Below are 23785 nucleotides of genomic sequence, written 5' to 3'. Positions count from 1 at the left end.
GTGGCCGGTACATCCGTTACGGCTGGGTAAGTTGAGGAACTGGCAGGGCGCTTCCCGTCTGCGGCGGGGCACCCGGACATTGAGGAGGGCACCCCATGACGCAGAGCGCGATGAACGGAACGACCCGGGCGACGACCGCCGCGGGACCGGCAACGGGTGAGGCGCGGAGCGCCTTAACCCAACGGGCCGCCGGACTCGTCGACTTGCTCCGGCGCAACGCCGCCCGCACCGAGCAGGACCGACGGGTCGCCGAGGAGAACATCGTGGCCCTCGACGAGGCCGGCCTGCTCGGCATCACCAGGCCCGAGCGGTTCGGCGGTCACCAGGCAAGCCTCCGCACCCTCCTTGAGGTGACGTCGGAACTCGGCCGCGGCTGCGGCTCCACCGCCTGGACCGCCAGCCTGACCAACATCTCCGGCTGGGTCATCGGCCTCTACCCCGAACGCGCCCAGCGCGAGGTCTACGAGCCGAACCCCCGCGCCCGCGCCTGTTCCGTCCTCCCTCCCCAGGGCACGAGCCGGGCCGCCGACGGGGGACAGGTCATCTCCGGGCGGTGGGGCTTCGCGTCTGGCTGCCGGCACGCCCAGTGGGCGCTGCTCGGCATGCCGGTCACCGCCGCGTCCGGCGAACAGCTCGACCAGGGGCTGGCGTTGGTCCCGATGGACCGGCTGACGATCGAGGACACCTGGCACGTGGCCGGGATGCGCGGCACCGGAAGCAACACCCTCGTCGCCGACGAGGTCTTCGTCCCCGCGCACCGCATCCTGTCGGTGACCGGGGCGAAACGGGGCGAGTACCCGACCGAGTTCCGGGACGAAGCCCTGTACCGCGCGGCGTTCGTCCCCACGCTCGCCCTCTCCCTCGCTGGCCCGCTGCTGGGCCTGGCCCGGGGCGGACTGGAACTGGTACTGGCCTCGCTCGCCCAGGGACACGGCATCTCGCACACCTACTACCAGGACGCCCGCGAGGCCCCCGCCACCCAGACCCAGATCGCCGAGGCCGCCCAACTCGTCGATACCGCAACCCTCCACCTGATGCGCGCGGCCGACGACGTCGACGGCTGGGCGGCGAGCGGCCGCCGCATGCCCCTGCCCGACCGGGCCCGGGTCCGGATGGACATCGCCACCGTCGCCCGCCGCTCGCGCGAGGCGCTGGACATCCTGCTGACCGTGCAGGGCGCCAGGAGCTTCGCCGACGACCACCCGCTGCAACGCATCTGGCGGGACCTGGAGACCGGCAGCCGCCACGCGATGATCAACCCCGCCATCGCCCACGAGAGCTACGGCCGCGCCCTGCTCGGCATCGAGGACCAGATCAGCCCGCTGATCTGAGCGGCCCGCCGAGTCGGCCCGAGGCTCCCCGGCCCGCCTGCTCGACCGGGCCCCCTTCACCGCGGGGAGCGCTCAGGAGGGTTGTTCGGGACGGGGGAAGGCGACCTCGATGGTGAGGCCGCCGCGCGGGTTGGCCTCGGCACGGATGCGGGCCCGGTGGGCCCGGGCGATCGAGGCGACGATGGAGAGCCCCAGGCCGGCGCCCTCGCCGGTACCGTGCCGGCGCTCGTTCAGGCGGCGGAACGGCTCGAAGAGGTACGGGACCGTCTCCGGCGGCACCCGAGGGCCGCTGTTGGCCACGCGCAGCGTGCCGTTGTGCACGGCGACCGCGACCTGGCCGCCGTCGTGGTTGTACCGCAGCGCGTTGCCGACGAGGTTGTGCACGAGGTGCGTCAGCAGGACCCGGTCGCCCTGCACCGTCACGGGTGAGACATCGGCCCGGACGCTGACGCCGTTGTCACCGGCCCGCTCCGATGCGGCGTGTTCGGCGGTCACGGTGCGGGCCAACTCGTCGAGTGCGACGGGCGCGCGATGGTCCAGTCCCTGCTCGGAGACGGACAGCAACAGCAGCCCCTCGATGAGCCGCTCGTTGTTGTCGGCGACCGCGATCAGCTTGCGACGGATGTGCCGGACGGCCTCCGGATCGGAGGTGTCGAGGCCGATCTCGGCCGCGGCCCGCTGCACTGCCAGCGAGGTCCGGAGCTCGTGCGCCGCGTTGGCGGCGAAGCGCCTCTGGGCCCCCACGAGATGCTCCATGCGGTCGAGCATCCCGTCGAAGGTGTCGGCGAGCTGCTTGAGTTCGCCGGCGGGGGCGTCGAGGGCGATGCGCTCGTGGAGGTTCTCTCCCGACAGCCGTCGCGCGGTGCGGGTGATCACTCCGACCGGGCGCAGTACCCGTCCGGCCATCCACCAGGCCAGAACGACGGAGAGGACGGCGAAGGCACCCAGGGCGACCAGGGAAACGGTCAACAACTCCTGCTGCGCGGCCTGTTCGGCGGCCGAGGTGATCTCCTTCGCCGCTTTCGCGGCCGCTTCCTGGTCGGCCGGGGAGGGGACACCGGTGCCGGGAGTCGCCCGGGCGAAGCCGTGCATGGCCGGAGCTTCGACATCGGACTCCAGCGGGCTCCGGGCGACGGCCATGCTGATCGTGGTGTTCAGCCCCCGCCCCACGAGGAAGTTGACCAGGCCGATGAGCATCGCTCCGGCGACGACGAGCAGCCCGCCGTACAGCATCGTCAGACGGGTCCGTTCCCCGCCGGGAAGGTGGAGGCGGGGCATGCTGCGCAGCGCGGGTCCCTTCACGCGTCGCCGCCGATGCGATAGCCGTGGCCGGGCACGGTGTCGATCACCGAAGGCTCACCCAGCTTGGTGCGCAGCTTGCTCAGGGTGACCCGGACGGCGTTGGTGCGATAGCTGGTGTTCTCCTCCCACACCCGCTCGATCAGGTCGTCGCCGCTGACGACGGCGCCCTCGGCGCGCATCAGCACCTCCAACACCCCGAACTCCTTGCGCGACAGCGCGAGGTAGCGACCGTCGCGGAAGGACTGTCGACGGGCCGTGTCCAGGGTGATGCCCGCCCGCTCGATCACGGGCGGGAGGGCGGGCCGGGCCCGGCGCCCCAGGGCCAGGACACGGGCCAGCAACTCCTCGTAGGCGAACGGCTTGGCCAGGTAGTCGTCCGCGCCCAGGCCCAGGCCCTCGACGCGCTCCCGTACGGAACCGGCGGCGGTGAGCATCAGCACCCGCGTCAGCAGACGCGCCTCGACGACGCGACGGCACACCTCGTCGCCGTGCAGGCCGGGCAGATCGCGGTCCAGGACGAGCACGTCGTAGTCGCCCAGGCGCAGCCGTTCCAGCGCCTCCGTGCCGTCGTGGGCGACATCAACGGCCAGGGCGTCCCGGCGCAGCCCCTCGGCAACCATCTCCGCCAGGAATTTCTCGTCTTCCACGACCAACACACGCATGTCACCAGATGTACCTGAGAGGGACGTTTCCTCGACGTAAACGTCCACGGTGAGGGAAACGAAACACGGTCCCGTGTGAGCCTCCGTGCAGTCGGACTTGGTCCGGGAGCAGGGAGGAAAACCATGGCGGAATTCAGGTACGGCATAGCGGCCGCGTTCGTGACGGGGTTGGCGCTGTTTGCCGTGAGCTGCACCGGAGGCGCTTCGGACGCGGCGAAGGGCGGCAGTGCGCAGGACTCCGGCGGGGCTGGCGACGGCAAGAAGGAGGACGAAGCCTATGCATACCGTCAGTGCCTGCGCGACAACGGCCTGAAGGTGCAGGAGCCCAAGCCGGGACAGGCCGCGGGCATCGAGGTGAAGGACGAGAAGGCGCTCAAGAAGGCGCAGGAAGCGTGCAAGGACCTGCCCGGTGCCGGCAACGGCAAGGAGATGAGTCCGGAGGAACAGCAGAAGGCGCTCGACAAGGCGGTCGCGTACGCCCGTTGCATGCGCGAGCAGGGCATCGACATGCCGGACCCGCAGATGGAGGACGGCAAGCTGAGCATGCGTGCGGGAGGCGGCCCCGACGTGAGCAGGGAAAAGATGGACAAGGCCACGAAGGCGTGCAATGACAAGCTCGGCAAGTGAACGCAGGCGGCCTCGCCGGAAGTACGTCCTCGCCTCGACGGTCGTGGTGGGCGTGCTGGTGGGCGGGGCGGCGGTCGTCGCGACCAACGCCGACCACGCCAAGGGGCGGCAACAGCGCACGGACGGTCTGCCGCAGCGGACGGACACGGTCCAGCGGCAGGATCTGAGCAGCCGCACCCAGGTGGACGGAACCCTCGGCTACTCCGAGGAACGCAAGGCCAATGGCGGCGCACAGGGGACGGTCACCTGGCTCCCGGACACCGGAGCGGTGATCAGGAGCAACGAGGCGCTCTACGAGGCCGACGGGAAAAAGATCTGGCTGATGTACGGCGAGCGCCCCATGTACCGGAAGCTGAAGGCCGGTGACAACGGCCCGGACGTCAGACAGCTGAAACAGAACCTCCGCGACCTCGGCTACGGCGCGGGCCTGACCGTCGACGAGGAGTACACCCCCGGGACCGCGGACGCGGTCAAACGTTGGCAGAAGTCCCACGGTCTGCGGCAGACCGGTGAGACGGGCCCGGACCAGATCGCCTTCGCGCCGGGTTCGGTGCGGGTCAAGAAGAGGGAAGCGGCCGTCGGAGACCAGACCGGCCCCGGCCGTCCACTGCTCACGCTTACCGGCGCCGAGCGCGAGGTGCAGATCAAACTCGACGTCGCCGATGCCGGGCTCGCCGAGGTCGGCACCCGAGTGGAGATCACCCTCCCAAGTGGCGACAAGGCTAGAGGGAGGGTCTCCTCCGTCGACCGCAGCGCGAGTTCGGACGAGAAGGACCAGGGCGCCGGTGGGCAGGACCAGTCCGCCAAGATCACCGCCCGGATCGCCTTCACCGATCCGGGACGGGTCAAGGGCGTTGACCAGGCCCCGGTCACCGTCGACCTCCAGGGCGAGACGCACCGGAACGTGCTGACGGTCCCGGTCAACGCGCTGCTCGCACTGCCCGCCGGTGGCTTCGGCGTCCAGGTCGTCGAGGACGGCAGGGCCCGCGAAGTGCCCGTCACACTCGGCCTGTTCGGGCAGGGACGGGTCGAGGTCAACGGGTCCGGCCTCAAGGAGGGCATGAAGGTCGGAGTACCCAAGGCATGAACACCGTCGTCGCACTGAACCAAGTCACCAAGGAGTACCCCGGCGGGGTCGCGGCACTACGGGGGGTGGATCTCAGCATCGACCGCGGGGAGCTGCTCGCCCTGGTCGGCCCGTCAGGCTCCGGCAAGTCCACCCTGCTGCACATCGTCGGCACCCTGGACCGCCCCACTGCTGGGACGGTCACCATTGCGGGCCACGACGTCGCCGCCCTGACCGACCGTCGGCTGTCCGCGCTGCGGGCCCGCCACATCGGCTTCGTCTTCCAGTCCTTCCACCTCGTGGCCGGAGTCAGCGCCCAGGACAACGTCGCCGAGGGCCTGCTCTATTCCGGCCTGACGCGGACCGAGCGCCGCAAGCGCGCGGCACAGGCCCTGGCCCGGGTAGGACTCGGGGACAGGATGCGCCACCGTCCGCACGAACTGTCCGGCGGGCAGCGCCAACGGGTCGCCATCGCGCGGGCGGTGGTGGGCGAACCGGACCTGCTGCTGGCGGACGAGCCGACCGGCGCCCTGGACTCCGCCTCCGGCGACGCCGTCATGCAGTTGCTGCACGAGCTCAACGCGGAGGGCGCCACCATCGCGGTGATCACCCACGACGCCGAGATCGCCGGCGCACTGCCGCGCCAGGTGCGCATCCGGGACGGCCGGATCGTTGAGGACACCCACCGGAAACCCCCGGAACCGTCGCGGCCACCGGCGCCGGCGTCGAAGCCGTCGGGGGGTGAGGAACCGTGCGCCGCGACCGACTGACCCCGGCCCGCCTCGGCCCGCGCGACGTCCTGCACGTCGGCTCGGCGGGGCTGCGCAGTCGCCCCATGCGGGTCGTGCTGTCCGCACTGGGCATTGCCATCGGCATCGCCACGATGATCGCGGTGGTCGGCATCTCCGCCTCCAGCAAGGAACAACTCCTGCGACAACTCGACGAACTGGGCACCAACATGCTGACGGTCGCCCCGGGACAGGACATGTTCAGCGGTCAGGCCACCAAGCTCCCCAAGGAAGCGCCCGGCATGATCGGCCGGATCGCCGGTGTCGAACAGGTCGGGGCGACCGGCGACCTGAAACCCACGGTCCGGCGCAGCGAGAAGATCCCCGAGAGCGACACCGGCGGACTCACGGTGAAGGCCGCCGGCGAGGGCCTGCTGAAGGCCCTGCGCGGGACGGTGCACGCGGGCACGTGGCTCAACGGTGCGAACGGACGCTACCCCTCGGTGGTGCTCGGACACGTCGCCGCCCAGCGCCTGGGCATCACCACGCCTGGTCAGCAAGTCTTCATCGGCAACCGGTACTTCACCGTCCTCGGCATCCTCGACCCGCTGCCTCTGGCACCCGAGATCGAACGCGCCGCCCTGGTGGGCTGGGAAGGAGCGGGCACCCTGCTGGGCTTCGACGGCCACCCCACCAAGATCTACGAACGCTCCACGGACGCCTCCGTCGAGTCGGTCCGCACGCTGCTCGCCCGCACCGCGGACCCGCAGAACCCGCAGAACGTCGAGGTCTCCAACCCGTCCTCGGCCCTCCAGGCCAAGGCCGCGACGGAGGGCGCGTTCGACAGCCTGCTGCTCGGGCTGGGTGGCGTGGCCCTGTTGGTCGGCGGCGTGGGAGTGGCCAACACCATGATCATCTCGGTGTTGGAGCGCCGCCATGAGATCGGCCTGCGTCGCTCCCTGGGCGCCACCCGCGGCCAGATCCGCATCCAGTTCGTCACCGAGTCGCTGCTGCTCTCCGGCCTCGGTGGCCTGGCCGGCGTGGTGCTCGGCGCCGCGGCCACCTATGCGTTCGCCATCACGGGCGGCATGCCCTGGGTGGTCCCCCCGTGGGCGGTCGGCGGCGGTTTCGCCGCCACGCTGTTCATCGGGACGGTGGCCGGCCTGTACCCGGCGGTCCGCGCTGCCCGCCTCTCCCCGACGCTTGCCCTCCAAGCGGCATAGGAGGAGAGACGGGCACCACACCCGTGCGGAGAAGACCTCCCCTTGGGGAAGTCTTCTCCGCGGCGCGGGCCTGTCCATCGCCGCTTCGGCAATACCCTGAACGGCAACCCCCTGCGCTCGGTCCGGCCGAAGCCGCATGACCACCGAACCCCCGCCACCCCGCGGAAGGAACGAGACCCGCATGAGTGCGCCGCCGCTGCCCGGAGTGCTCGGCCACCTCGCACCGATCCTGGACCACTGGGGCTACTGGGCCGTGGGCGCCCTGATCTTCGTCGAGGACTTCGGTGTCCCCTCGCCGGGGGAGACGACCCTGATCGCCGCGGCGGTGTATGCGGGTGCCGGCCATCTCAACATCGCCGCGGTTGTCGCCATCGGCATCGTCGCCGCCGTCCTCGGCGACAACGTCGGCTACCTCATCGGCCGCACCGGCGGACAGGCACTGGTGCACCGCTACGGCAAGTACGTCTTCCTCCCGCCCGAACGGTACGAGAAGGCCGAGCAGTTCTTCACCCGTCACGGCGGGAAGGTCGTCACCGTCGCGCGCTTCTTCGAAGGACTGCGCCAGCTGAACGGCATCATCGCCGGCACCACCAAGATGCCCTGGCCCCGCTTCCTCGCCTTCAACGCGCTCGGGGCGGCCCTGTGGGTCGGACTGTGGGCGGGCGTCGGGTACGCGGCCGGCGACCACATCACCACCCTCTACACCGAGATCAACCGCTACTCGACCTACCTGCTCATCGCCCTGGGCCTGGTCGTCGTCGGGCTCGTGGCCCGTAAGGCACTGCGCCGCCGCCACGGTTCAGCCGACTGAGCCACCGAGGTCGACTACGCGCTCAGCGGTCAGTCAGCGAAGTTCCCGCCGGTTGGCCTTCCGCTGCCGGGCGTTCCGGTGGGCGAGGGTGGGTGCCCGTGACGTGAGGTGACTGACCGTCAATTTGCGGCAGGGCAGGGGCTGGAGGCGTCGGGGGCCCGGGCGGGTGATTGTCCGAAGTGTCGCACGTGGAGAGGTGATGTGTGGCAAATGTCGCCTACCGTGCATATGCCAGAGCGGGGAAGGCGGACACGGAAGGCGAAGGGTGCGGCATGGCGAAGTCGAATCGGAAGAAGTTCATGGCCGAGGCGGTGCGGTTGGCCACCGAGTCGGTGGAAAACGGCTGGGGCGGTCCGTTCGGAGCGGTGATCACCAAGGACGACCGGATCATCGCTCGCGGGCAGAACCGCGTCCTGCTCACCGGGGACCCCACCGCGCACGGCGAGGTGGCGGCCATCCGCAAGGCGATCCAGGTCCTCAACCCCGAGGCCCCGTCGATCGACGTCGACTACCAGAACACCAGCACCCTCAAGCTGGTCCGTCGTGACCCGGGCTCCCCGGACCCCTTGCCGCGCCGGGCACGGATGCTCAGGGGGTGCGAGATCTACACCAGTGGCGCGCCCTGCCCGATGTGCCTGAGCGCCATCTACTGGTCGCGGTTCCGCGCCGTCTACTTCAGTTGCGACCTGAAGATGACGGAGGCCATCGGCTTCAGCGACGCGTACCAGTACGAGGAGTTCAAGAAGCCGTTCAACGAGCGGCTGATCACGATGAAGCAGATCCACCCGGAGCTCGGCGCCACCGCGTACCAGGCATGGAAGGACCGGCCGAACCGGCACCCCTACTGATGCGGGCCGGCCTTGGCACACCGTGAGCCGGGCGGAGCGCGGGGGCGGGCCGCCCGGCGGGTGAGGCGGGTGCGAGCGCCGGTGGTCAGTCGCGGCGCAGTGCGGCGAGCGTCGCGGCGAGGTCGGCGGGGCGGGGACGGTTGTGCGGGAGTTTGGCCAACATGACGGCCATCCCGCAGGTGTTGGTGAGCGCGGAGAAGACGAGCCCACCCCCGATGCCGGCCGAGAGGAACTGGAAGGCCGGGTGCACCAGTAGGCCGAGAAGCAGCCCCAGGAGCACCAACGACCCGGCGGTGAGGCGTACTTGGCGTTCCATGCTCCACGAGGCGGGGGTGTCGCAGGCGGCGGGCCGGTGCAGCTCGTGTCCTTCGGCGGCCCAAGCGGTGGTGCCGCCGGCGAGGTTGGCCGTCGTGACGCCCTGCTCGGCGAGGAGCCGGCGGGCGTTCTCCGAGCGATTGCCGGAGGCGCACACCAGGAGAACGTCGCCCCGGTCGGCCGCGTGCCGGAGTTCGGGCACGGCGCGACGGATCTGGGCCAGGGGGATGTTGAGGGCTCCGGGCAGGTGGCCGGAGGCGTATTCGCCGGGGGTGCGGACGTCGATGAGGGTGAGGTCGGCCAACCGGGCGTGGGCCTGGTGGATGTCGAGGGTGAGGGGAGCGGTCATGGCAGTGGTGATCCTTGTCGGTCGCCGTCGCCCCGAACCGGGGCGTACAGTACCCCTAGGGGTATTTTTCGAGGAGTGATCGTGGAACTGGATCTTGAGGGTGCGTCCCTGCGGGCCGTGCTGAACCGGCTGCGGCGGGCGCAGGGTCAGATCTCCGGCGTGATCCGGATGATCGAGGAGGGGCGGGACTGCGAGGACGTCATCACGCAGCTGGCGGCCGCCTCACGCGCCCTCGACCGGGCCGGCTTTGCGATCATCGCCACCGGCTTGCAGCAGTGCGTGGCCGACATCGAGTCGGGCCGTAAGAACGGTGAGGACACCGAGGCGATGCGCGCGCGGCTGGAAAAGCTGTTTCTTTCACTGGCATGAGTCGTTCCGCATCGGGCGGACATCAAACCACCGCGTCCAGCAACATGACGCCGGCCGTCGCCAACAGGACGAGCGCGAACACCCGTTGAAGGACGGGCCCGGACAGCTTCGTCGACAGGCGCTTGCCGTCCCAGGCGCCCAGGATCGCCGCCCCGGCGAACGGCCCTATGACGGCCCAGTCCAGGCCGTCGGCCGTACCGGCGCGCATCGCCAGCGCGGCCAGCGAGTTGACGGTGATGACGAGCAGGCTGCTGCCGACGGCCTCCCGCATCCGCATGCCGAGGACGTTGACCAGCGCGGGGACCGCGAGGAAGCCGCCTCCGACGCCGAGCACGCCGGTGACCGCGCCCAGACCGGCGCCGGCGGCGGCCGCCCGGCCCGGCCGTACGCGGACGGTGCGCTCCGCCGAACCACGGGCCGTGAGCATGCGGACCGCGGCGGCGGCCGCGATCACGGCGAAGGCCACGGTCAGCACGCTCGCCGGGAGATGTCCGACCAGCGCGCCGCCCAACACCGCCGGGCCGACCCCGGCCGCCGCGAACAACAGCCCCGTGCGCCAGCGGACGTTCCCGTCCCGGGCGTGCGCGACCAGGGCGGTGGCGGAGGTGACGGTGACGATCACCAGGCTGGCGGTGGTCGCGGCGACCGGGGTGAAGCCCAGCAGATAGATCAGGGCGGGGACGGCCAGCACGCTCCCGCCGCCCCCGAGGGCTCCGAGCGCCAAGCCGATGACGGCGCCGGCGGCCAGGGCGAGCAGCACGGCGCTCACGGGGCGGTCCCGAGGCCGCTGCGAAGATCTTCGGAGGTTGCCATCAGCGCGTGCGGGCCGTGAGCAGCCCGGCCTTCTCGGCCGCGTCGAAGGTGTCGTCGACGGCGACGACGTCGCGCCCCGCGGCGTCCAGCAGGGAGGCGGCGATGGCGGCGCGCAGGCCGCCGGCACAGTGCACCCACACCTGGCCGTCCGGCACCTCGTGGAGGCGGCGCTGCAGGTCATGAAGGGGGACATGGGCCGACTCCGGAATGTGGCCGCCCGCTCGCTCGGCGTTCCGGCGGACGTCCAGGACTACGATGCCGGGCCCGCGACGGGCGGCGAGGTCGGCGAAGGTGGCCCGCGGGAAGGAGGCCGGGGCCTCGCCCTGTCGCACCCAGTGCGCGGGTGCTCCGGTGGCCGCGGCGGCCGGGCGGTCGATCCCGACCCGGACCAACTCGCGCTGGGCGGCGGCCAGTTGTGCGGGCGAATCGGCGAGCAGGGTCACCGGCTTGCCCCACGGCAGCAGCCAGGCCAGGTAGGTGGCGAGCTGCCCCTCGGCCTCGAAGTTGAACGAACCCGCCACGTGGCCCTCGGCGAAGGCGACCCGGTTGCGGAGATCCACCACCCACTCCCCGGCGGCCAGCCGCGCGGCGATCTCCTCGCCGTCGGCGACGGCGGGCGGGGTCAGGTCGACGGGCGCCGGGCCGGTGGCGTTGGTCGGGCCCATGTGCGTGTAGTAGGCGGGGATGTCGTCCAGGCCGGCGAGCAGTTCGGCGACGAAGGCGTCGACGTCCCGCGTGAGGGCCGCGTTGGACCCCCGCTCCCTGCCGATCGTGGTGGAGTCGCCCGTCGTCTTGCCGGCGGAGCAGAAGCTGCCGAAGCCGTGTGTGGGCAGCACCGCCGCGCCGTCCGGCAGCTCGGCGGCCAGCCGGTGGGCCGAGGCGTGCTGGGCCCGGGCAAGCTGTTCGGTCAGTCGGGGCTCGACCAGGTCGGGCCGGCCCACCGTGCCGATCAACAACGAGCCGCCGGTGAACACCGCGACGGCCGTGCCGTTCTCCTCCAGGGCGTAGGAGGTGTGGTGCGGGGTGTGCCCGGGCGTGGCCAGCGCGCGCAGCGCCAGGCCGGCCGCGGCGTCGATCTCCCGGCGGTCGCCGTCGTGCACGGGCACATGCGCGTAGGAGACGCGGGCCCCGGCGGGGACGAGGTAGGCGGCGCCCGTGATGCGGGCCAGCTCCAGGCCGCCGGTGACGTAGTCGTTGTGCAGATGCGTCTCGACGACGTGGGATATCCGCACCCCGCGCCGCGCTGCCGCCGCGAGCACCTGGTCGATGTCGCGCGGCGGGTCGACCGCCACCGCCGTCCGCTCGCCTCCGGCCAGGTAACTGCGGTTGCCGAGCCCGGCCACCTCGATCGTGTCGACGAAGAACACGAGGCACTTCCTTCCAGCTTCCGGTGAAAATTACCCCGGGGGGTATACGTCGACCGTAGCACGAGTACCCCGGGGGGTATTCCGGAGGAGGCGGGAAGGACCGGGCCCGCCGCGATGACCGGTCCGCGTCGACTACTGGGGCCGTCCGCGCCGCCCGCAGCCATCAGCCCTGCGAGAGGCTCGCTGATTCGGTGAACGTGCCGGGCTCGCCCTGGTGTTGGGAGAGCAGGTGTGGCACGGAGGCGCGGGGGAGCGGGGTGAAGTCGCGGGCGGCGATGAATTCCGGCCGCCGCCCAGGAGCGGAGTACGGCTCCTGGCAGGCGTTCTGGACGCTGTTGAACACGATGAAGACGTTCGACCGGGGAAACGGCGTGATATTGCCGCTGGAGCCGTGCATGCAGTTGCAGTCGAAGAGCGTTGCCGATCCCGCCGCCCCCGCGAACTGCTCGATCCCGTGCTTGTTGCCGAGAAGGGAGAGGCTTTCCTGGTCCGGCGTTCCGATCACCGGGTCACGCAGTGACTCCTTATAGTGATCGGCCGGTGTTTCTCCCACACAGGAGACGAACGTCTTGTGCGAGCCCGGCATGATCATGAGCGCGCCGTTGTGCGGGAAGTTCTCGGTGAGCGCTATCGAGATGCTGACGGCGCGCATGCGTGGCATGCCGTCCTCGGCGTGCCACGTCTCGAAGTCGGAGTGCCAGTAGAAGTCCCTGCCCTTGAAGCCGGGTTTGTAGTTGACGCGGCTCTGGTGGACGTAGACGTCCGAGCCGAGGATTTGTCGGGCCCGGCCGTGCACCCGTGGATCGCTGACGAGTTCGGCGAAGACCTCACTGATTTTGTGCACCTCGAAGATGGAGCGGATCTCGTTCGAGTCCCGCTCCACGACCACGCGTTCGTCCCGCTTGAGCGCTTCGTTCTGCGAAAGCCGCCGCAGTTCATTGCGGTAACGCACCACCTCCTTGGGCGAGATGAGCTGCTCGATGGTCAGAAAACCGTTCTCGGAGTAGGAGGCGAGGGTCTCCGCATCGATCGGACCGCCCTCCGGGGCGCCGTACACCACCGGGTCCTTGCGCAAGAGGTGGATCGGTTCGGCGTTCTTGCGCGTCGGGTAAAGGTCGACCGCGCGGGGCAGCGGGCGGGTGGTCATGGTCGTTCTCCCTTTCTTGGCCAACTACGGGAAGCGGCTTCGGATTTCCGTCTCAGGCGGTATCCGGCCCCCGGCTCCTCTTGAGGGGATCAGCGGTCCAGTGGGCCCATGCGGTAGAGCGTCTCGGGCTCATGGCCTACGGGGAACAGGCCGGCGTCCAGGAGAGGGGTGCGGGTCAGCGTGACGCCGTGGTCACGCGCGAACGAAGCCAGGAAACGGTCGGAAGCGGTGTTGCTCGGCGTGACCGTGGCCTCGACGAAGCGGTAACGGGAACCGACCAGGTGGTCAAGCATGTGGCGGGCGAGTCCCCGCCCGCGCTGTGCCACATCGACCGCGGTCTGCCACACGAAGAGCGTCTCCGGCTCTTCGGGTCGCGCGTATCCGGCGATGTATCCACAGACACCGTCAGCGGATCGGGCGACGACCGAGGTCCGGGAGAAGTCCCGGCACCATACGACATAGAAATACGGTGAGTTGAGGTCGAGGTCCTCCGAGTCGCTGGCGATGCGCCATAGTTCCCGTCCGTCATCGAGGCGTGGAGCCTCGATGTGCACATCCGCGAGCGCGGCACGGGCGGACTGCCGCAGTTCGAGCTTCGGCGCCATTGATTCACACTCTTCTCAGGGTGATTTCGGCTGGTTGGTCGCGGGTCTCGATCGGTTCGGAGGGGCGTTCGGGCCCGGGAGCGGTTCGCTGGGAGTTGGGGTGAACCGCTCCCGGGGTGGCATTCAGGGGCGGCGGGTTGCCGGGAGCCGCACTCTCCGCGCGGGGAGCCTGCCGACGGTCAACTCGCTTGCTGTTCCTTAGGCGTGCGGGGCCTCGGCGGGACGGTGGCCCAGGATGAAGACGAAACGGTCGAGGAGTTCCAGTTGGGGTGCCGTGTACCGTTCACGGATTTCTTCGATGCCGCGGGCGAGTTCGGCATCGGAGAAGTTGGACAGCACCGACATCCAGCGGTCGCTCACCAGGTCGATCCAGACCTCCCGGTCGATGGTCGCCGGGAACTCCTCGTACTCGATCGTGGTTTCCAGCCCGGCGTTGCGCAGCGCGACGGCGATCTTCTCCGGGTCCGGTTGTTCGACGGCGAAGCGGTCCAGCGCCGCCTGGAAGAGCGGGTATCCGATCTTGGGCGGCAGGGCGACGATCAGGAAGCGGCCGCCGGGTGCCAGCCGATGGGCCAGGCCGGTCAGCGTGTTGTCCAGGTCGGTGAAGTGATGTACGGCTTCCTTGATCAGAATGGCGTCGAAGGACGCGTAGGGCAGTCGCACGCGCTGGGCGACCACGTCCTCGGCCGTGGCCTGCACGGGGTGGAGCCGCCGATCGTCGGGGAACAGTTCCAGCAGGGGTGCCGAGGGGTCGATGCCCAGCACCGGAGTGTCCGGAGTGGCGTACGGGAGGAGGCGCCGGAGGAACAAGCCCGTGCCCACACCGATGTCCGCGATCCTGTGCCCCTGTTGGACCTTGAGGCGACTGCGTATCCGTTCCGCCATCCAGTCCGGGTATTCGGGGCGACCGTCCCACAGGGCGTTGTAAATGTCCGCCAACTTCGCGTAGTGCTCTTCGAGCCGCTGATCCATCGTGAACCCTCCTTGGATTCCAGGCGCGTGGCGAGGCCGCGTCTGTGGCTTGCCCGCTGGCTAGCTCTTCTGCTGCGCAGGTACGTACGGATCGCCGTCTTCGATGAGCGCGTTGTCCACCCAGCGTCGGAACTCCTCGATCCGGTACTCGTACGGCGAGTGGATCTGCGAGTCGTCGAAGTACCCGGATTGCGCGCCCAGTTGGACCCGCTCGCAGGCGGCGAAGTCCTCCCGGTTCGTGGCGTCGATCACCTTGACCGCGTCGTCGGGGTCGAATCCGGGCCGTGCGGCGGCATCCGCATGGAAGAGCCAATCGCCCACAACGCGGGTACGGTCCGGCCCGATCGGTTCGAGGCGCATCCAGAAGACGTGGTCGGGAACGAAGACGAGAGAGGCATTCGGCCACAACAAGATCCCGTAAAATGTCCGGTCGTCTTCAGGGGGCACACCCGGGAGTGTCGGTGCTACGGCCCTGCCGGAGAGCGAGAAACCCGTTGCGCCGTCGGCGAGTTGTGCTCCCAGTCCCTGAGGTCCGGTAACGGTGCCGTATCCGCCGCGGAACTGCGGGACCGCGGCGCACAGTTCGGAATGCATCGTGGGGCAGTGGTAGCACTCGTCGAAGTTCTCCCAGAGAATCTTCCAATTCGCCCTGACGTCATAGGTGATAGAGCGGACGAGCCGTAGATTCTCGGTGCCGTAGTTCGGGATGGGATTGAAGTCGCCCCCGAAACGGGCTCGGATCAGCGGTCCCACCTGGTCTTCGAGCGGCGCCGCGGCGGGATCCAGATTGACCCAGAGGTATCCGAGCCATTCGGTGGCGGACACGATGTGCAGATTCCGGTCCCTGGTGCCGGGCGGCATCTTGTCGGCCCACGGCACCCCGACCAGTTTCCCGTCGAGGTCGTAGCTCCACCCGTGATACATACACCGGATCGACCTGCGAAAGCTCCCGCTCGCATCGAGGCAGAGCTGCGCTCCGCGGTGCCGGCACAGGTTGATCAGGCCGCGTACCGCACCCTCCCGGTTGCGGACGAGCAGCAGGCTCTCGCCGCCGAGTTCCACGCGGAGGAAGGAGCCGGCCTCGGGAATCTCGGAGGAATGCGCGATACATATCCACTGGCGCGCGAAGATGCGTTGTTGTTCGAGATCGAATGCCTCGCGGCTGGTATAGCGTGTGCTTTGCCACGATGTCACGTGAACTACCCACTCCCTATTCCGACTTGACATGGAGACCGCGCGAATCGCCCTGCCGGTCCCACGTTTCGCATGATTGAGACGTTCAATCAAGGCGCACTCAAGGCGCTCTCGATTCATGCTCAAGAGGAATTCGGGGCAGGCTCGACCGGCCTGCTGGGGAGGCCGAAGCCTGGTCACCCGTCAGTTGTTGAGGACTTTGTGTAACAGCCGCTGGAGGTCGCGTGACGGTTCCAGGCCCAGCTCCTTGTCGAGGATCCGGTGCACCTGGCGGTATGCCTGAAGGGCCTCCGCGCGGCGCCCCGCGCAGTTGAGGGCGGAGATGAGTTGGCCGTGGAACCACTCGTTGAACGGGTACTCGTTGACCAGTGAGCGTAGTTCGGGAATGGTCTCGCGCTGACGCCCCAGATGATGCTCCGCATCGATGCGCAACTCCAGGGCGCGGATGCGTAGTTCCTCCAGGTGGGCGGTGTGACAGGTGAGCACATCCCCGACGGGTACGTTCGACAACACGGGGCCGCGCCACAGCGAGAGGGCTTCGTCGAGGCGCTGGATCGCCGGCTCGTACCTGCCCTCCCGGAAATTCTCGTGCCCCTGTTTGAGGAGCCGTTCGAAGATCACGGTGTCCACCTCCCCGTCCGTCACCCGTATCAGGTAGCCCGTCGGTTTGGTGACCAGCAGAGTCCGCGAGGAGGGGGCTAACCCCTCCTCGATGAACATCTTGCGCGCACTGTAGACGTAGGTTTGCAGGCCGGCCATGGCTCTGCGCGGCGGACGTTCACCCCACAACTCCCGGATGAGGGAATCCGAGGTGACGATCTCGTTGGGGCAGATCAGGAGAAGAGCCAAGATCTTGCAGACCTTGGGCGCGCTGGGCGTGTATGCCCTGCTGTCATCGGCGACGACCTCGAACGGACCTATGAGATTGAACCGCACCGCACGATCTCCCTTCTCGGAGTTTCCGGTGATCGATGCTTCCGATCGGTTCCACGTGAACTGAGTTGATTCCTCCGGCCCGTTGTCTCGCCCGGGTCGCGCCGGAGGCTTCGAGGGATCCAGGGATGCGGCCCGTGTGCCCGGCGATGGCGAAGGGGCTGGGTGCCCAGTGCCACGAGCTTCTTTTTCAGCGTCTTCTGTCGGGCGTGATGCTGGTGAGATCAGGCGCCTGACCAGCGTGGCTGCGGTGATCGAAGGCGGGTAAACGCGCGAGGAGTTGCTCGGTTAAACGCTGTCGGGCCCCTTCGGAGGCGGGCAGCGCGTGACGGGATCGGTGCGCGGCCATGCGGGGGTTCCTCCAGGGGCGCGGGGTGCCGGACGCCCTCACACTAGAGAGCGCTTTCTTTGTTTTCTAGGGGGTGGATAACCTCTCCCTTTTGTGCACAGGCGTATAGCGGCGCAATCAATTAGGCGCTTCTTTGCCACGTCAGCGTGATATCGACTGAGATAGTCGGGGATGGCGGGCTGCTGGCAGTCGACGCGGCGGGGAGAGCTGCTGGTGGTGGCGGGCATGCTCATCCGCTCGCCCGTCAACTCACCTGCGCATCCCGTCGATTACCGCACGGATGAGGAAGGTGAGGAGGGCAAGGAAGGCAAGAAAGGCAAGAAAGGGAGAGGGGGGCTTCATGGCAGCCCCTGAGTGCCGAGCGATCCGACGTGCGCCCGACAACTCCGCGCGCGGGGAACGAACGAGGGCGGTGCGGGACCGCGGATCGCCCGCCTTCCCGCACCGCCCTCACGCGACGCGCCCGCCTCACCCGCCAGGCGCGGCAGGCGTATTCGACGTATCTGCCGGACCCGGCACGGCAGCCGTACCCGACGCGGGCTTCCTGATCGCGATGGCCATGAGTGCCGCGAGGGCGCACAGGGTGCCGGAGGTGATCCAGGACATGTCGTATGAGCCGGACATGTCCCGGGTCATTCCGCTGAGGAAGGCCATCAGGCCGGCGCCGACCTGGTGGAAGGCCAGGGTCCAGCCGAAGATGATGGCGCTGCTGCGCTCGCCGTAGACCTCCCGGATGGCGCAGAGGGCGATGGTGGGCGGGACGGTGGCCACATCGAGCAGGCCGAAGAAGACGACGAAGACGATCAGCGGCCAGCCGGCCTGCGGGCCGAGCAGGGACGGCAGGCAGACCAGCGACACCCCGCGCAGGCCGTAGTAGATGCAGAGCAGTGCCCTGGGGTCGAAGCGGTCGGTGAGCCACCCGGAGAAGATCGTGCCCGCCACGTTGAAGATGCCGATGAGCGAGAGCAGGGAGGCCGCGACCGTGGGCGGCATGCCGTGATCGTGCGCCGCGGGCACGAAGTTGGTCCACATGATCCCGTTGGTCGACGCGCCGCAGATCGCGAAGGTGCCGGCGAGCAGCCAGAAGGGGCGGGTCTTGGCCGCGTCGCGCAGCACCCGCACCGCATGCGTCGCGGCGCCCGGTACCGGAGCGGGCTTCGGGACGAACTCCTCGGCCCCGTAGGGCTTCTGGGCGACGTCGGCGGGGTGGTCACGCAGCAGCAACCAGACCAGCGGGGCGAGGGCCAGGGCCGCCAGGGCCACCGTCACCATGGCCGGGCGCCAGGCGTAGCGGTCGACGGCCCAAGAGAGCACGGGGAGGAAGACGAACTGACCGAAGACGCTCGCCGCCGTCAGGATGCCGGTCACCAGTCCGCGCCGCTGGACGAACCAGCGGCCCACGACGGTCGCCGCGAAGCCCATCGCGATGGACCCGCAGCCCGTGCCGACGAGGAAGCCCCAGTACAGCGTCAGTTGCCAGGCTTGGGTCATGACCGTCGTGAGGATCGCGCCGGTGGCGATGACGGCGAGCGCGCCGGCGACGACGTTGCGGAGGCCGAAGCGGTCCATCAGCGCGGTGGCGAAGGGCGCGGCCAGCCCGTTGAGCGCCATGTTCACCCACATCGCGAAGCCGATCGACCCGCGGGACCAGGCGAACTCGTGGTGCAGCGGGTTGACCAACAGGCCGGGCATGGTGCTGAAGGCGCCCGCGCTCATGATGGCCAGCGCGGCAATGGCGGCGACCCACCAGGCGCGGTGCACCCGGCGCCCGCGGACGACAGGCGGGGCTTCGATCGTCTGCGTCATGCAGGAGATGCTCTCGGGACGGCCCGGCGGGAGGCGAGTAGCCAGATGGCCACCATGTGCAAAAATCTGGCCATGGCCGTCTTCACGCATCCCGGGCGCCACCGCGTCTCCGTGCTCATCCGCCACGGTCTGTTGCCCATGGAACTGGGCCTGGTCCACCAGCTGTTCGGCGCGGCCAGATCCGCGGACGGCACACCGCTGTACGAGGTCGCGACCTGCACGATCGTCCCCGGCAAGGTCCGCACCGACGCCGACTTCCCGATCTACGTGGCCCACGGCCCCCAGGCCCTGGCCGAGGCCGACACCGTGATCGTCCCGGCCACCCACGAGGACGACGAGAGCTACACCGAAGGGCGGCTGCCCCGCCCCCTCGCCGCCGCCTTCGAACGGATCCGCCCGGGCACCCGGATCGCCTCGATCTGCACGGGCGCCTTCGTCCTCGCGGCCGCCGGGCTGCTCAACGGCCGCCGGGCGACGACCCATTGGAAGTCCTGCGCGCACTTCCGGGAGCTGTTTCCGGGCGTCCGCCTCGACCCGGACGTGCTCTACACCGACGAGGGGGACATCCTCACCTCCGCCGGGGAAGCCTCCGGGATCGACCTGTGCCTGCACATGATCCGGGGCGATCAAGGCTCGGTCGTCGCCAACGAGGTCGCCCGCACCACGGTCGTGCCGCCCCACCGCGACGGCGGCCAGGCCCAGTTCATCCAACGGCCCGTGCCCGAGACGAGGTCGTCCTCCACCGGCGCCGCCCGCGCCTGGGCGCTCGCCCACCTCGACCAGCCCCTCAGCCTGGACGAACTGGCCGCGCAGGAGTCCATGAGCGTGCGGACCTTCACCCGGCGCTTCCGCGAGGAAATGGGGGTCACCGCACTGCAGTGGCTCAACCAACAACGCATCGAGCGGGCCCGGCAGTTGCTGGAGGAGACCGACCTGCCCGTCGACCGCGTCGCCGCGGACTCCGGCTTCGGCACCGCCGCCTCGCTGCGGCTGCATCTGCAGACCACGCTGGGCGTATCGCCCACCCACTACCGCAGGACGTTCCGCGGCCCGGCGATGAGCCCCCACCGGACCACGTGACGGAAAGCGGGGCGCGCCAACTCCCCGACTTGGCAAGGATCTTGCGGGTGACTGGCAACCCTGGCCAGAGCACTGCCCTTACTCCTACGATGCCAGTAACGGGGAGGGGGACTCGACGTGGCACAGCGTGTGGGGCGGGTGGAGTTCGGCGTCGCCTGGGTGATCAGGAACCTGGACGGGGTCGTCGCCGTGGGACTCGGCCTGACCATCGGCATGTTGGACGTCTTCAGCGACGTGATCAGCGACAAGGTGTCGTCCGGCGCGACGCTGCTGGTGCTCGGCACGCTCTCGGTCGGCTCGTTGACGGAACGGGTGCGCCGCAGGTCCGACATCCACGCCGCGTCCGCGGACACCCGCCGCGCCCTGGAAGACCTCGCCATGGTCCGCTCCCTCTCGGGCCACCAGGTCGGCGACGCACTGGAGCGGGCCCGCGCACAGACCAACCGCTGGTACTTCAAGGGCGGCACCGGCACCTACCTGCGCGCCGTCACGCTGCCCCGGTGCGTCGAGGCCGCCACCCGCCAGCGCGCCCAACTCAGCATCAAGATAGACATCATCAACCCGGCGGACGAACAGACCTGCGCCGCCTACGCCCGCTTCCGCCAGACCTTCGCCCACCGCCACAACGACGGCGCGGCGCACGCCTGGACCGCCGACCGCACCCGCAAGGAGGCGTACGCCACGGTCCTGGCCGCCTGCTGGTTCCGCCAGCGGCTGGACACCCTGGAGATCAGCGTCCACCTCTCCTCGGGCGTGCCCACCCTCCGCTTCGACCTCTCCGAGTCCTGCCTGATCATCACCCAGGACGACCCGAACCGCGTCAACCTCCTGGTCGGCCGCGACCAACCGCTCTACGACTACTACGTCACCGAGCTGCACCAGAGCCGCGAACAGGCCGTCCAACTCGACCTGCGCGGCGTTGCCCCGCTGGGCGACGAGCCGACCGTCGACGAGGTCCGCGCGGTCTTCGACGCCGTCGGCCTCCCCCTTCCCACGGTGTTCAGCGACGCCGACGTCGCCGAGATCGTCGACAAAGCCCTGCACGCTGAGGACCCCTACCGGAGGTGAGACGCCTCGGGCGCGGCTCATGGACTACGACACGCTCGACCGACTGCTCCGGCCCGGCACCCCGCGGGAGGCACCCCGCGCCAGCGTCACCGGCGTCCTGGAGGACATCGCCTGCGGCAAACGGGAGTTACGCGCGGTCCACCACCCGCTCGGCTTCCTGTGCCTGCCGCTGGTCCGCGACGGCGCCCGCGGCGTCTGCGTCCACCTCTTCGGTACCGGCATCGCCGCCGACCCCACCGCCTCCCCCATGCACGCGCACAGTTGGGAGCTGCGCAGCTACGTCCTCTACGGCCGGGTCGGCAACCTCCCGGTCACCGTGACGGACGAGGCGCGCACCCCCACCCACCGGATCTACGAGGTCCTCAGCGCCCCCTCGGGCGTCGACGAACTGCGGCCCACCTCCCGCCTGGTGCACTGCCGGCCGGGCCCCGCCGCCTCCAGCGGCAGCGGCGAGACCTACAGCCTGCCGGCCGGGGAGTTCCACGCCACCGTCGTCATGCGCGGACAGCCCGCCGCCACCCTGGTGCTCGGCCGGTCGCTGCCCGGCCACACCGACCTCTCCCTGGGGCCCCTGCACGGCCGCGGCCACACAACGGTGCGCCGGTTGTGCGGTGCGGAACACACTGAACGAACCGTCCGCACAGCACTCAGGAGGATCCATGCCGAGCAGCGCGAGTGACCGGGACGTCGCACCGTACGCGGGCGAGACGCGGGTGGCCGTCGCCGCGGCCGAGGAGGCGGGGGCCCTGCTGCGCGGCCGCTTCGGCGCGGCGCGCACGGTGCGGGTCAAGGACGCCGAGGGCGACGTCCTCATGGACCTCGACCTGGCCGCGGAGAAGCTGATCCTCGCCCGCCTCCAGACGCACTACCCGCACGACCGGATCCTGTCGGAGGAGGCCGGCCTGCTCGACGCCGTCGGCCGCCGCACCTGGCTGGTCGATCCGCTCGACGGCAGCAACAACGTCGCGATCGGCCTGACCGCGTACGCCGTGGGCATCGGGCTGTGCGTGGACGGCGCGCCGGTCGTCGGGGTGGTGCACGAACCGGTCACCGGCTCCACCTGGCGGGCCGTCCGCGGCCAGGGCGCGTCCTGCGGCGTCGACCGGCTGCCGGGGCCGCCCGGCGCCGTGCCGCGCAGCGGACCGGTGGTGGCCTGGACCCAGGGCCACGCGGTGGGCCGGGCCGACCCGGTGGCCGCGGGACTGCGGGGCCAACTGGAGTGCCGCACCCGGCGGATGCTCCAGCTCTGGGCGCCGCTGCTGGGCTGGAGCATGCTGGCGCGCGGCGCGATCGACGGCTTCGTCGGCTACCGCGCGGAGGGCATCGACTTCCCCGCGGGCGCCCTGCTGGCCACCGAGACCGGCGTGGAGTTCCGCACGCTGACCGGCGCCCCCTTCACGGTGAGCTCCGCCGGCCCGGACACTGACCGCAGCTTCGTCGCCGCCCGCGGCGACACCCTGACGTACCTGCTCGACGTGGTCGCCCGCGCGCGGAGGAACTGAGCGGGGCCGGCAGGCCCTGGAGGCGCGGCGGTTCAGCTCACCGCCAGTGCCAGCGTCGCCGTCAGGGTCGCCGTCACGGCCAGGACGAAGCCGGTCCCCATGAAGCGCCGCAGCGGGATCACCGTGTCCTGGCCGCGGCACCGCTCGAACCACAGCAGCGTCGCCAGCGACGCCCACGGCGTGACCAGCGGGCCGACGTTGGTGCCGATCAGCAGCGCCAGCAACTGGTGGTGGTTGCCGACCGGCACCGCCGCCTCGCCCGCCATATACACCGGCAGGTTGTTGAGGACGTTGGACAGGCCCGCGCCCACGCCCGCCGAGCGCAGCATCCCGCCGATGCCGCTGTCCGACCCGATCGCCGCGGTCAACAACGTGTGCAGCCCGTGCGCGTTCACCGTCTCGACGACCAGGAACATCCCCGGCACCAGCACCAGCAGCCGCCACGGCACCAGCGACAACCGCAGCTCCGCCGGGCGCCGCACCGCGAACGCGACCACCACGATCAGCATCGTGGTCAGCGACGCCGACCACAGCGGCACGTCCGCGACCAGGATCGCCACCAGAAAACCCGCACACGCCACCGCGCACACCCGGAACAGCACCGGATCGGCCGGCGCCCGCCGCTCGGGCGGCACATACGCATCGGCGCCCCGCCGGCCGCGCCGCCAGTAGAAGCCCCACAGGCACCCCATCGTCATGGCGATGGCGGCGAGCTGGGGCAGCCCCATCGTGGCCGCCATCTCGGTGGGGGAGAGGCCGACCCGGTTCGACGCCAGCAGGTTCGTCAGGTTGGACACCGGCAGCAGCAGGCTCGCGGTGTTGGCGAGCCAGACCGTGGTCATCGCCAGCGGCACCGACGCGATGCCCACCCGCCCGGCCAGCGACAGCATCACCGGCGTCAGCAGCACCGCCGTGGTGTCCAGATTCAGCGCGATGGTGGTGGCCGACGCGAAGACCACACACAGCCCGAACAGCCGCGGATAGCTGCCCTTCCCGGTCCGGGCCACCCAGGACGCCACCGCATCGAACACCTCGGCCCGGCCGGTCAGTTCCGCCATCACGATGACCGTCGCCAGGAAGACCAGCAACGGCCCGATGCGCGCCATCGCCTCCCCGGCGGGCGCGGTCGGCAGCAGCCCCGTGGCCACACAGACCAGGCCACCGGCGAGCAGCCCGGCGGCGAGCCAGTCCAGAGGATGCAGACGCTTGAGAAATCGCACGTCGGATAGGGTCGCACACCCGCCGGACGGGGCGGGGCAGAGGACGGGGCAGGATTCCCCTCCACATCCTCGCAACCACCTGTCCCGCCACCCCCCGT

Annotated in this window: 24 protein-coding genes and 1 pseudogene; 13 read left to right on the top strand and 12 right to left on the bottom strand. The window is 70.1% G+C overall.

What is annotated here, in order from left to right; genetic code table 11:
* The first annotated feature begins 95 nt into the window (after positions 1-95).
* Positions 96-1331 carry an acyl-CoA dehydrogenase family protein gene (locus ACFVFQ_RS04955; RefSeq protein ID WP_383408765.1) on the top strand — a complete coding sequence of 412 codons (1236 nt, stop codon included), beginning with the start codon at positions 96-98 and terminating at the stop codon, positions 1329-1331.
* A gap of 72 nt (positions 1332-1403) precedes the next feature.
* Here ACFVFQ_RS04955 and ACFVFQ_RS04950 read toward each other — a convergent pair whose 3' ends face one another.
* Positions 1404-2609 carry a sensor histidine kinase gene (locus ACFVFQ_RS04950; protein ID WP_383408762.1) on the bottom strand — a complete coding sequence of 402 codons (1206 nt, stop codon included), beginning with the start codon at positions 2607-2609 and terminating at the stop codon, positions 1404-1406.
* Positions 2610-2629: 20 nt separating this feature from the next.
* Positions 2630-3295: a response regulator transcription factor gene (locus tag ACFVFQ_RS04945; RefSeq protein WP_383408759.1), complete on the bottom strand. Its 666-nt coding sequence runs from the start codon at positions 3293-3295 to the stop codon at positions 2630-2632.
* Positions 3296-3418: 123 nt separating this feature from the next.
* Here ACFVFQ_RS04945 and ACFVFQ_RS04940 point away from each other — a divergent pair, with 123 nt between their 5' ends.
* The 6 genes from ACFVFQ_RS04940 to ACFVFQ_RS04915 all read left to right on the top strand — a co-directional run bounded on the left by ACFVFQ_RS04940 (position 3419) and on the right by ACFVFQ_RS04915 (position 8598).
* A complete protein-coding gene (locus tag ACFVFQ_RS04940) occupies positions 3419-3922 on the top strand; it encodes a hypothetical protein (RefSeq protein WP_383408756.1) in 504 nt (167 codons plus the stop codon).
* A complete protein-coding gene (locus tag ACFVFQ_RS04935; RefSeq protein WP_383408753.1) occupies positions 3903-5009 on the top strand; it encodes a peptidoglycan-binding protein in 1107 nt (368 codons plus the stop codon). Before ACFVFQ_RS04940 ends, ACFVFQ_RS04935 begins: the two co-directional genes overlap by 20 nt.
* Positions 5006-5758 (top strand): ABC transporter ATP-binding protein, encoded by a 753-nt coding sequence (locus tag ACFVFQ_RS04930; RefSeq protein ID WP_383408750.1) that lies wholly within the window; start codon positions 5006-5008, stop codon positions 5756-5758. The genes ACFVFQ_RS04935 and ACFVFQ_RS04930 overlap by 4 nt, the downstream gene beginning before the upstream one ends.
* Positions 5740-6939 (top strand): ABC transporter permease, encoded by a 1200-nt coding sequence (locus ACFVFQ_RS04925; RefSeq protein WP_383408747.1) that lies wholly within the window; start codon positions 5740-5742, stop codon positions 6937-6939. Before ACFVFQ_RS04930 ends, ACFVFQ_RS04925 begins: the two co-directional genes overlap by 19 nt.
* 181 nt (positions 6940-7120) lie before the next feature.
* Entirely contained in the window at positions 7121-7750 is a 630-nt protein-coding gene (locus tag ACFVFQ_RS04920; RefSeq protein WP_383408744.1) for a DedA family protein, read from the top strand.
* Positions 7751-8022: 272 nt separating this feature from the next.
* Complete coding sequence (locus ACFVFQ_RS04915; protein ID WP_383408741.1) at positions 8023-8598, top strand: nucleoside deaminase; 576 nt, start codon at positions 8023-8025, stop codon at positions 8596-8598.
* A gap of 85 nt (positions 8599-8683) precedes the next feature.
* Here the strand turns inward: ACFVFQ_RS04915 and ACFVFQ_RS04910 are convergent, their stop codons facing one another.
* The gene (locus ACFVFQ_RS04910) at positions 8684-9262 is read right to left on the bottom strand and encodes a rhodanese-like domain-containing protein (protein WP_383408739.1); all 579 of its coding nucleotides are present in this window, start codon (positions 9260-9262) and stop codon (positions 8684-8686) included.
* Positions 9263-9343: 81 nt separating this feature from the next.
* On the opposite strand from ACFVFQ_RS04910, the gene ACFVFQ_RS04905 reads away from it, so the two are divergent.
* The gene (locus tag ACFVFQ_RS04905) at positions 9344-9631 is read left to right on the top strand and encodes a metal-sensitive transcriptional regulator (protein WP_274918812.1); all 288 of its coding nucleotides are present in this window, start codon (positions 9344-9346) and stop codon (positions 9629-9631) included.
* A 22-nt stretch (positions 9632-9653) separates the two neighbouring features.
* Here ACFVFQ_RS04905 and ACFVFQ_RS04900 read toward each other — a convergent pair whose 3' ends face one another.
* The 7 genes and pseudogenes from ACFVFQ_RS04900 to ACFVFQ_RS04870 all read right to left on the bottom strand — a co-directional run bounded on the left by ACFVFQ_RS04900 (position 9654) and on the right by ACFVFQ_RS04870 (position 16665).
* Complete coding sequence (locus ACFVFQ_RS04900; protein WP_383408735.1) at positions 9654-10400, bottom strand: sulfite exporter TauE/SafE family protein; 747 nt, start codon at positions 10398-10400, stop codon at positions 9654-9656.
* A 43-nt stretch (positions 10401-10443) separates the two neighbouring features.
* The gene (locus tag ACFVFQ_RS04895) at positions 10444-11811 is read right to left on the bottom strand and encodes a rhodanese-like domain-containing protein (RefSeq protein WP_383408732.1); all 1368 of its coding nucleotides are present in this window, start codon (positions 11809-11811) and stop codon (positions 10444-10446) included.
* A 250-nt stretch (positions 11812-12061) separates the two neighbouring features.
* Positions 12062-12958: pseudogene (gene thpD / locus ACFVFQ_RS04890) on the bottom strand (ectoine hydroxylase); the annotation flags it as partial.
* 89 nt (positions 12959-13047) lie between these two features.
* Positions 13048-13563 carry a diaminobutyrate acetyltransferase gene (gene ectA, locus ACFVFQ_RS04885; RefSeq protein WP_383408729.1) on the bottom strand — a complete coding sequence of 172 codons (516 nt, stop codon included), beginning with the start codon at positions 13561-13563 and terminating at the stop codon, positions 13048-13050.
* A 198-nt stretch (positions 13564-13761) separates the two neighbouring features.
* A complete protein-coding gene (locus tag ACFVFQ_RS04880; protein ID WP_383408727.1) occupies positions 13762-14535 on the bottom strand; it encodes a class I SAM-dependent methyltransferase in 774 nt (257 codons plus the stop codon).
* A 60-nt stretch (positions 14536-14595) separates the two neighbouring features.
* Positions 14596-15729 (bottom strand): aromatic ring-hydroxylating dioxygenase subunit alpha, encoded by a 1134-nt coding sequence (locus ACFVFQ_RS04875; RefSeq protein ID WP_383408724.1) that lies wholly within the window; start codon positions 15727-15729, stop codon positions 14596-14598.
* Between the two features lie 183 nt (positions 15730-15912).
* Complete coding sequence (locus ACFVFQ_RS04870; protein WP_383408719.1) at positions 15913-16665, bottom strand: BTAD domain-containing putative transcriptional regulator; 753 nt, start codon at positions 16663-16665, stop codon at positions 15913-15915.
* 562 nt (positions 16666-17227) lie between these two features.
* On the opposite strand from ACFVFQ_RS04870, the gene ACFVFQ_RS04865 reads away from it, so the two are divergent.
* The gene (locus ACFVFQ_RS04865) at positions 17228-17365 is read left to right on the top strand and encodes a hypothetical protein (protein ID WP_383408716.1); all 138 of its coding nucleotides are present in this window, start codon (positions 17228-17230) and stop codon (positions 17363-17365) included.
* Between the two features lie 114 nt (positions 17366-17479).
* Here the strand turns inward: ACFVFQ_RS04865 and ACFVFQ_RS04860 are convergent, their stop codons facing one another.
* A complete protein-coding gene (locus ACFVFQ_RS04860) occupies positions 17480-18817 on the bottom strand; it encodes an MFS transporter (protein WP_383408713.1) in 1338 nt (445 codons plus the stop codon).
* Between the two features lie 72 nt (positions 18818-18889).
* Here ACFVFQ_RS04860 and ACFVFQ_RS04855 point away from each other — a divergent pair, with 72 nt between their 5' ends.
* The 4 genes from ACFVFQ_RS04855 (at position 18890) to ACFVFQ_RS04840 (ending at position 22467) form a co-directional block, all read left to right on the top strand.
* Positions 18890-19897, top strand: coding sequence for a GlxA family transcriptional regulator (locus tag ACFVFQ_RS04855; RefSeq protein WP_383408710.1), 1008 nt, complete (start codon positions 18890-18892; stop codon positions 19895-19897).
* Positions 19898-20014: 117 nt separating this feature from the next.
* On the top strand, positions 20015-20965 hold the full coding sequence (locus ACFVFQ_RS04850) for a hypothetical protein (protein WP_383408707.1): 951 nt from the start codon (positions 20015-20017) through the stop codon (positions 20963-20965).
* Between the two features lie 19 nt (positions 20966-20984).
* Complete coding sequence (locus ACFVFQ_RS04845; protein WP_383408704.1) at positions 20985-21644, top strand: hypothetical protein; 660 nt, start codon at positions 20985-20987, stop codon at positions 21642-21644.
* Positions 21625-22467 (top strand): inositol monophosphatase family protein, encoded by an 843-nt coding sequence (locus ACFVFQ_RS04840; protein WP_383408701.1) that lies wholly within the window; start codon positions 21625-21627, stop codon positions 22465-22467. The genes ACFVFQ_RS04845 and ACFVFQ_RS04840 overlap by 20 nt, the downstream gene beginning before the upstream one ends.
* Before the next feature lie 32 nt (positions 22468-22499).
* Here ACFVFQ_RS04840 and ACFVFQ_RS04835 read toward each other — a convergent pair whose 3' ends face one another.
* Positions 22500-23687 (bottom strand): SLC13 family permease, encoded by a 1188-nt coding sequence (locus ACFVFQ_RS04835; protein WP_383408696.1) that lies wholly within the window; start codon positions 23685-23687, stop codon positions 22500-22502.
* Positions 23688-23785 lie beyond the last annotated feature (98 nt).

The sequence above is a fragment of the Streptomyces sp. NPDC057743 genome (assembly GCF_042798755.1).
GTDB lineage: Bacteria > Actinomycetota > Actinomycetes > Streptomycetales > Streptomycetaceae > Streptomyces.
The sequence above is the reverse complement of the archived record's forward strand: the minus strand, read 5'-3'. Positions and strand labels throughout refer to the sequence as shown.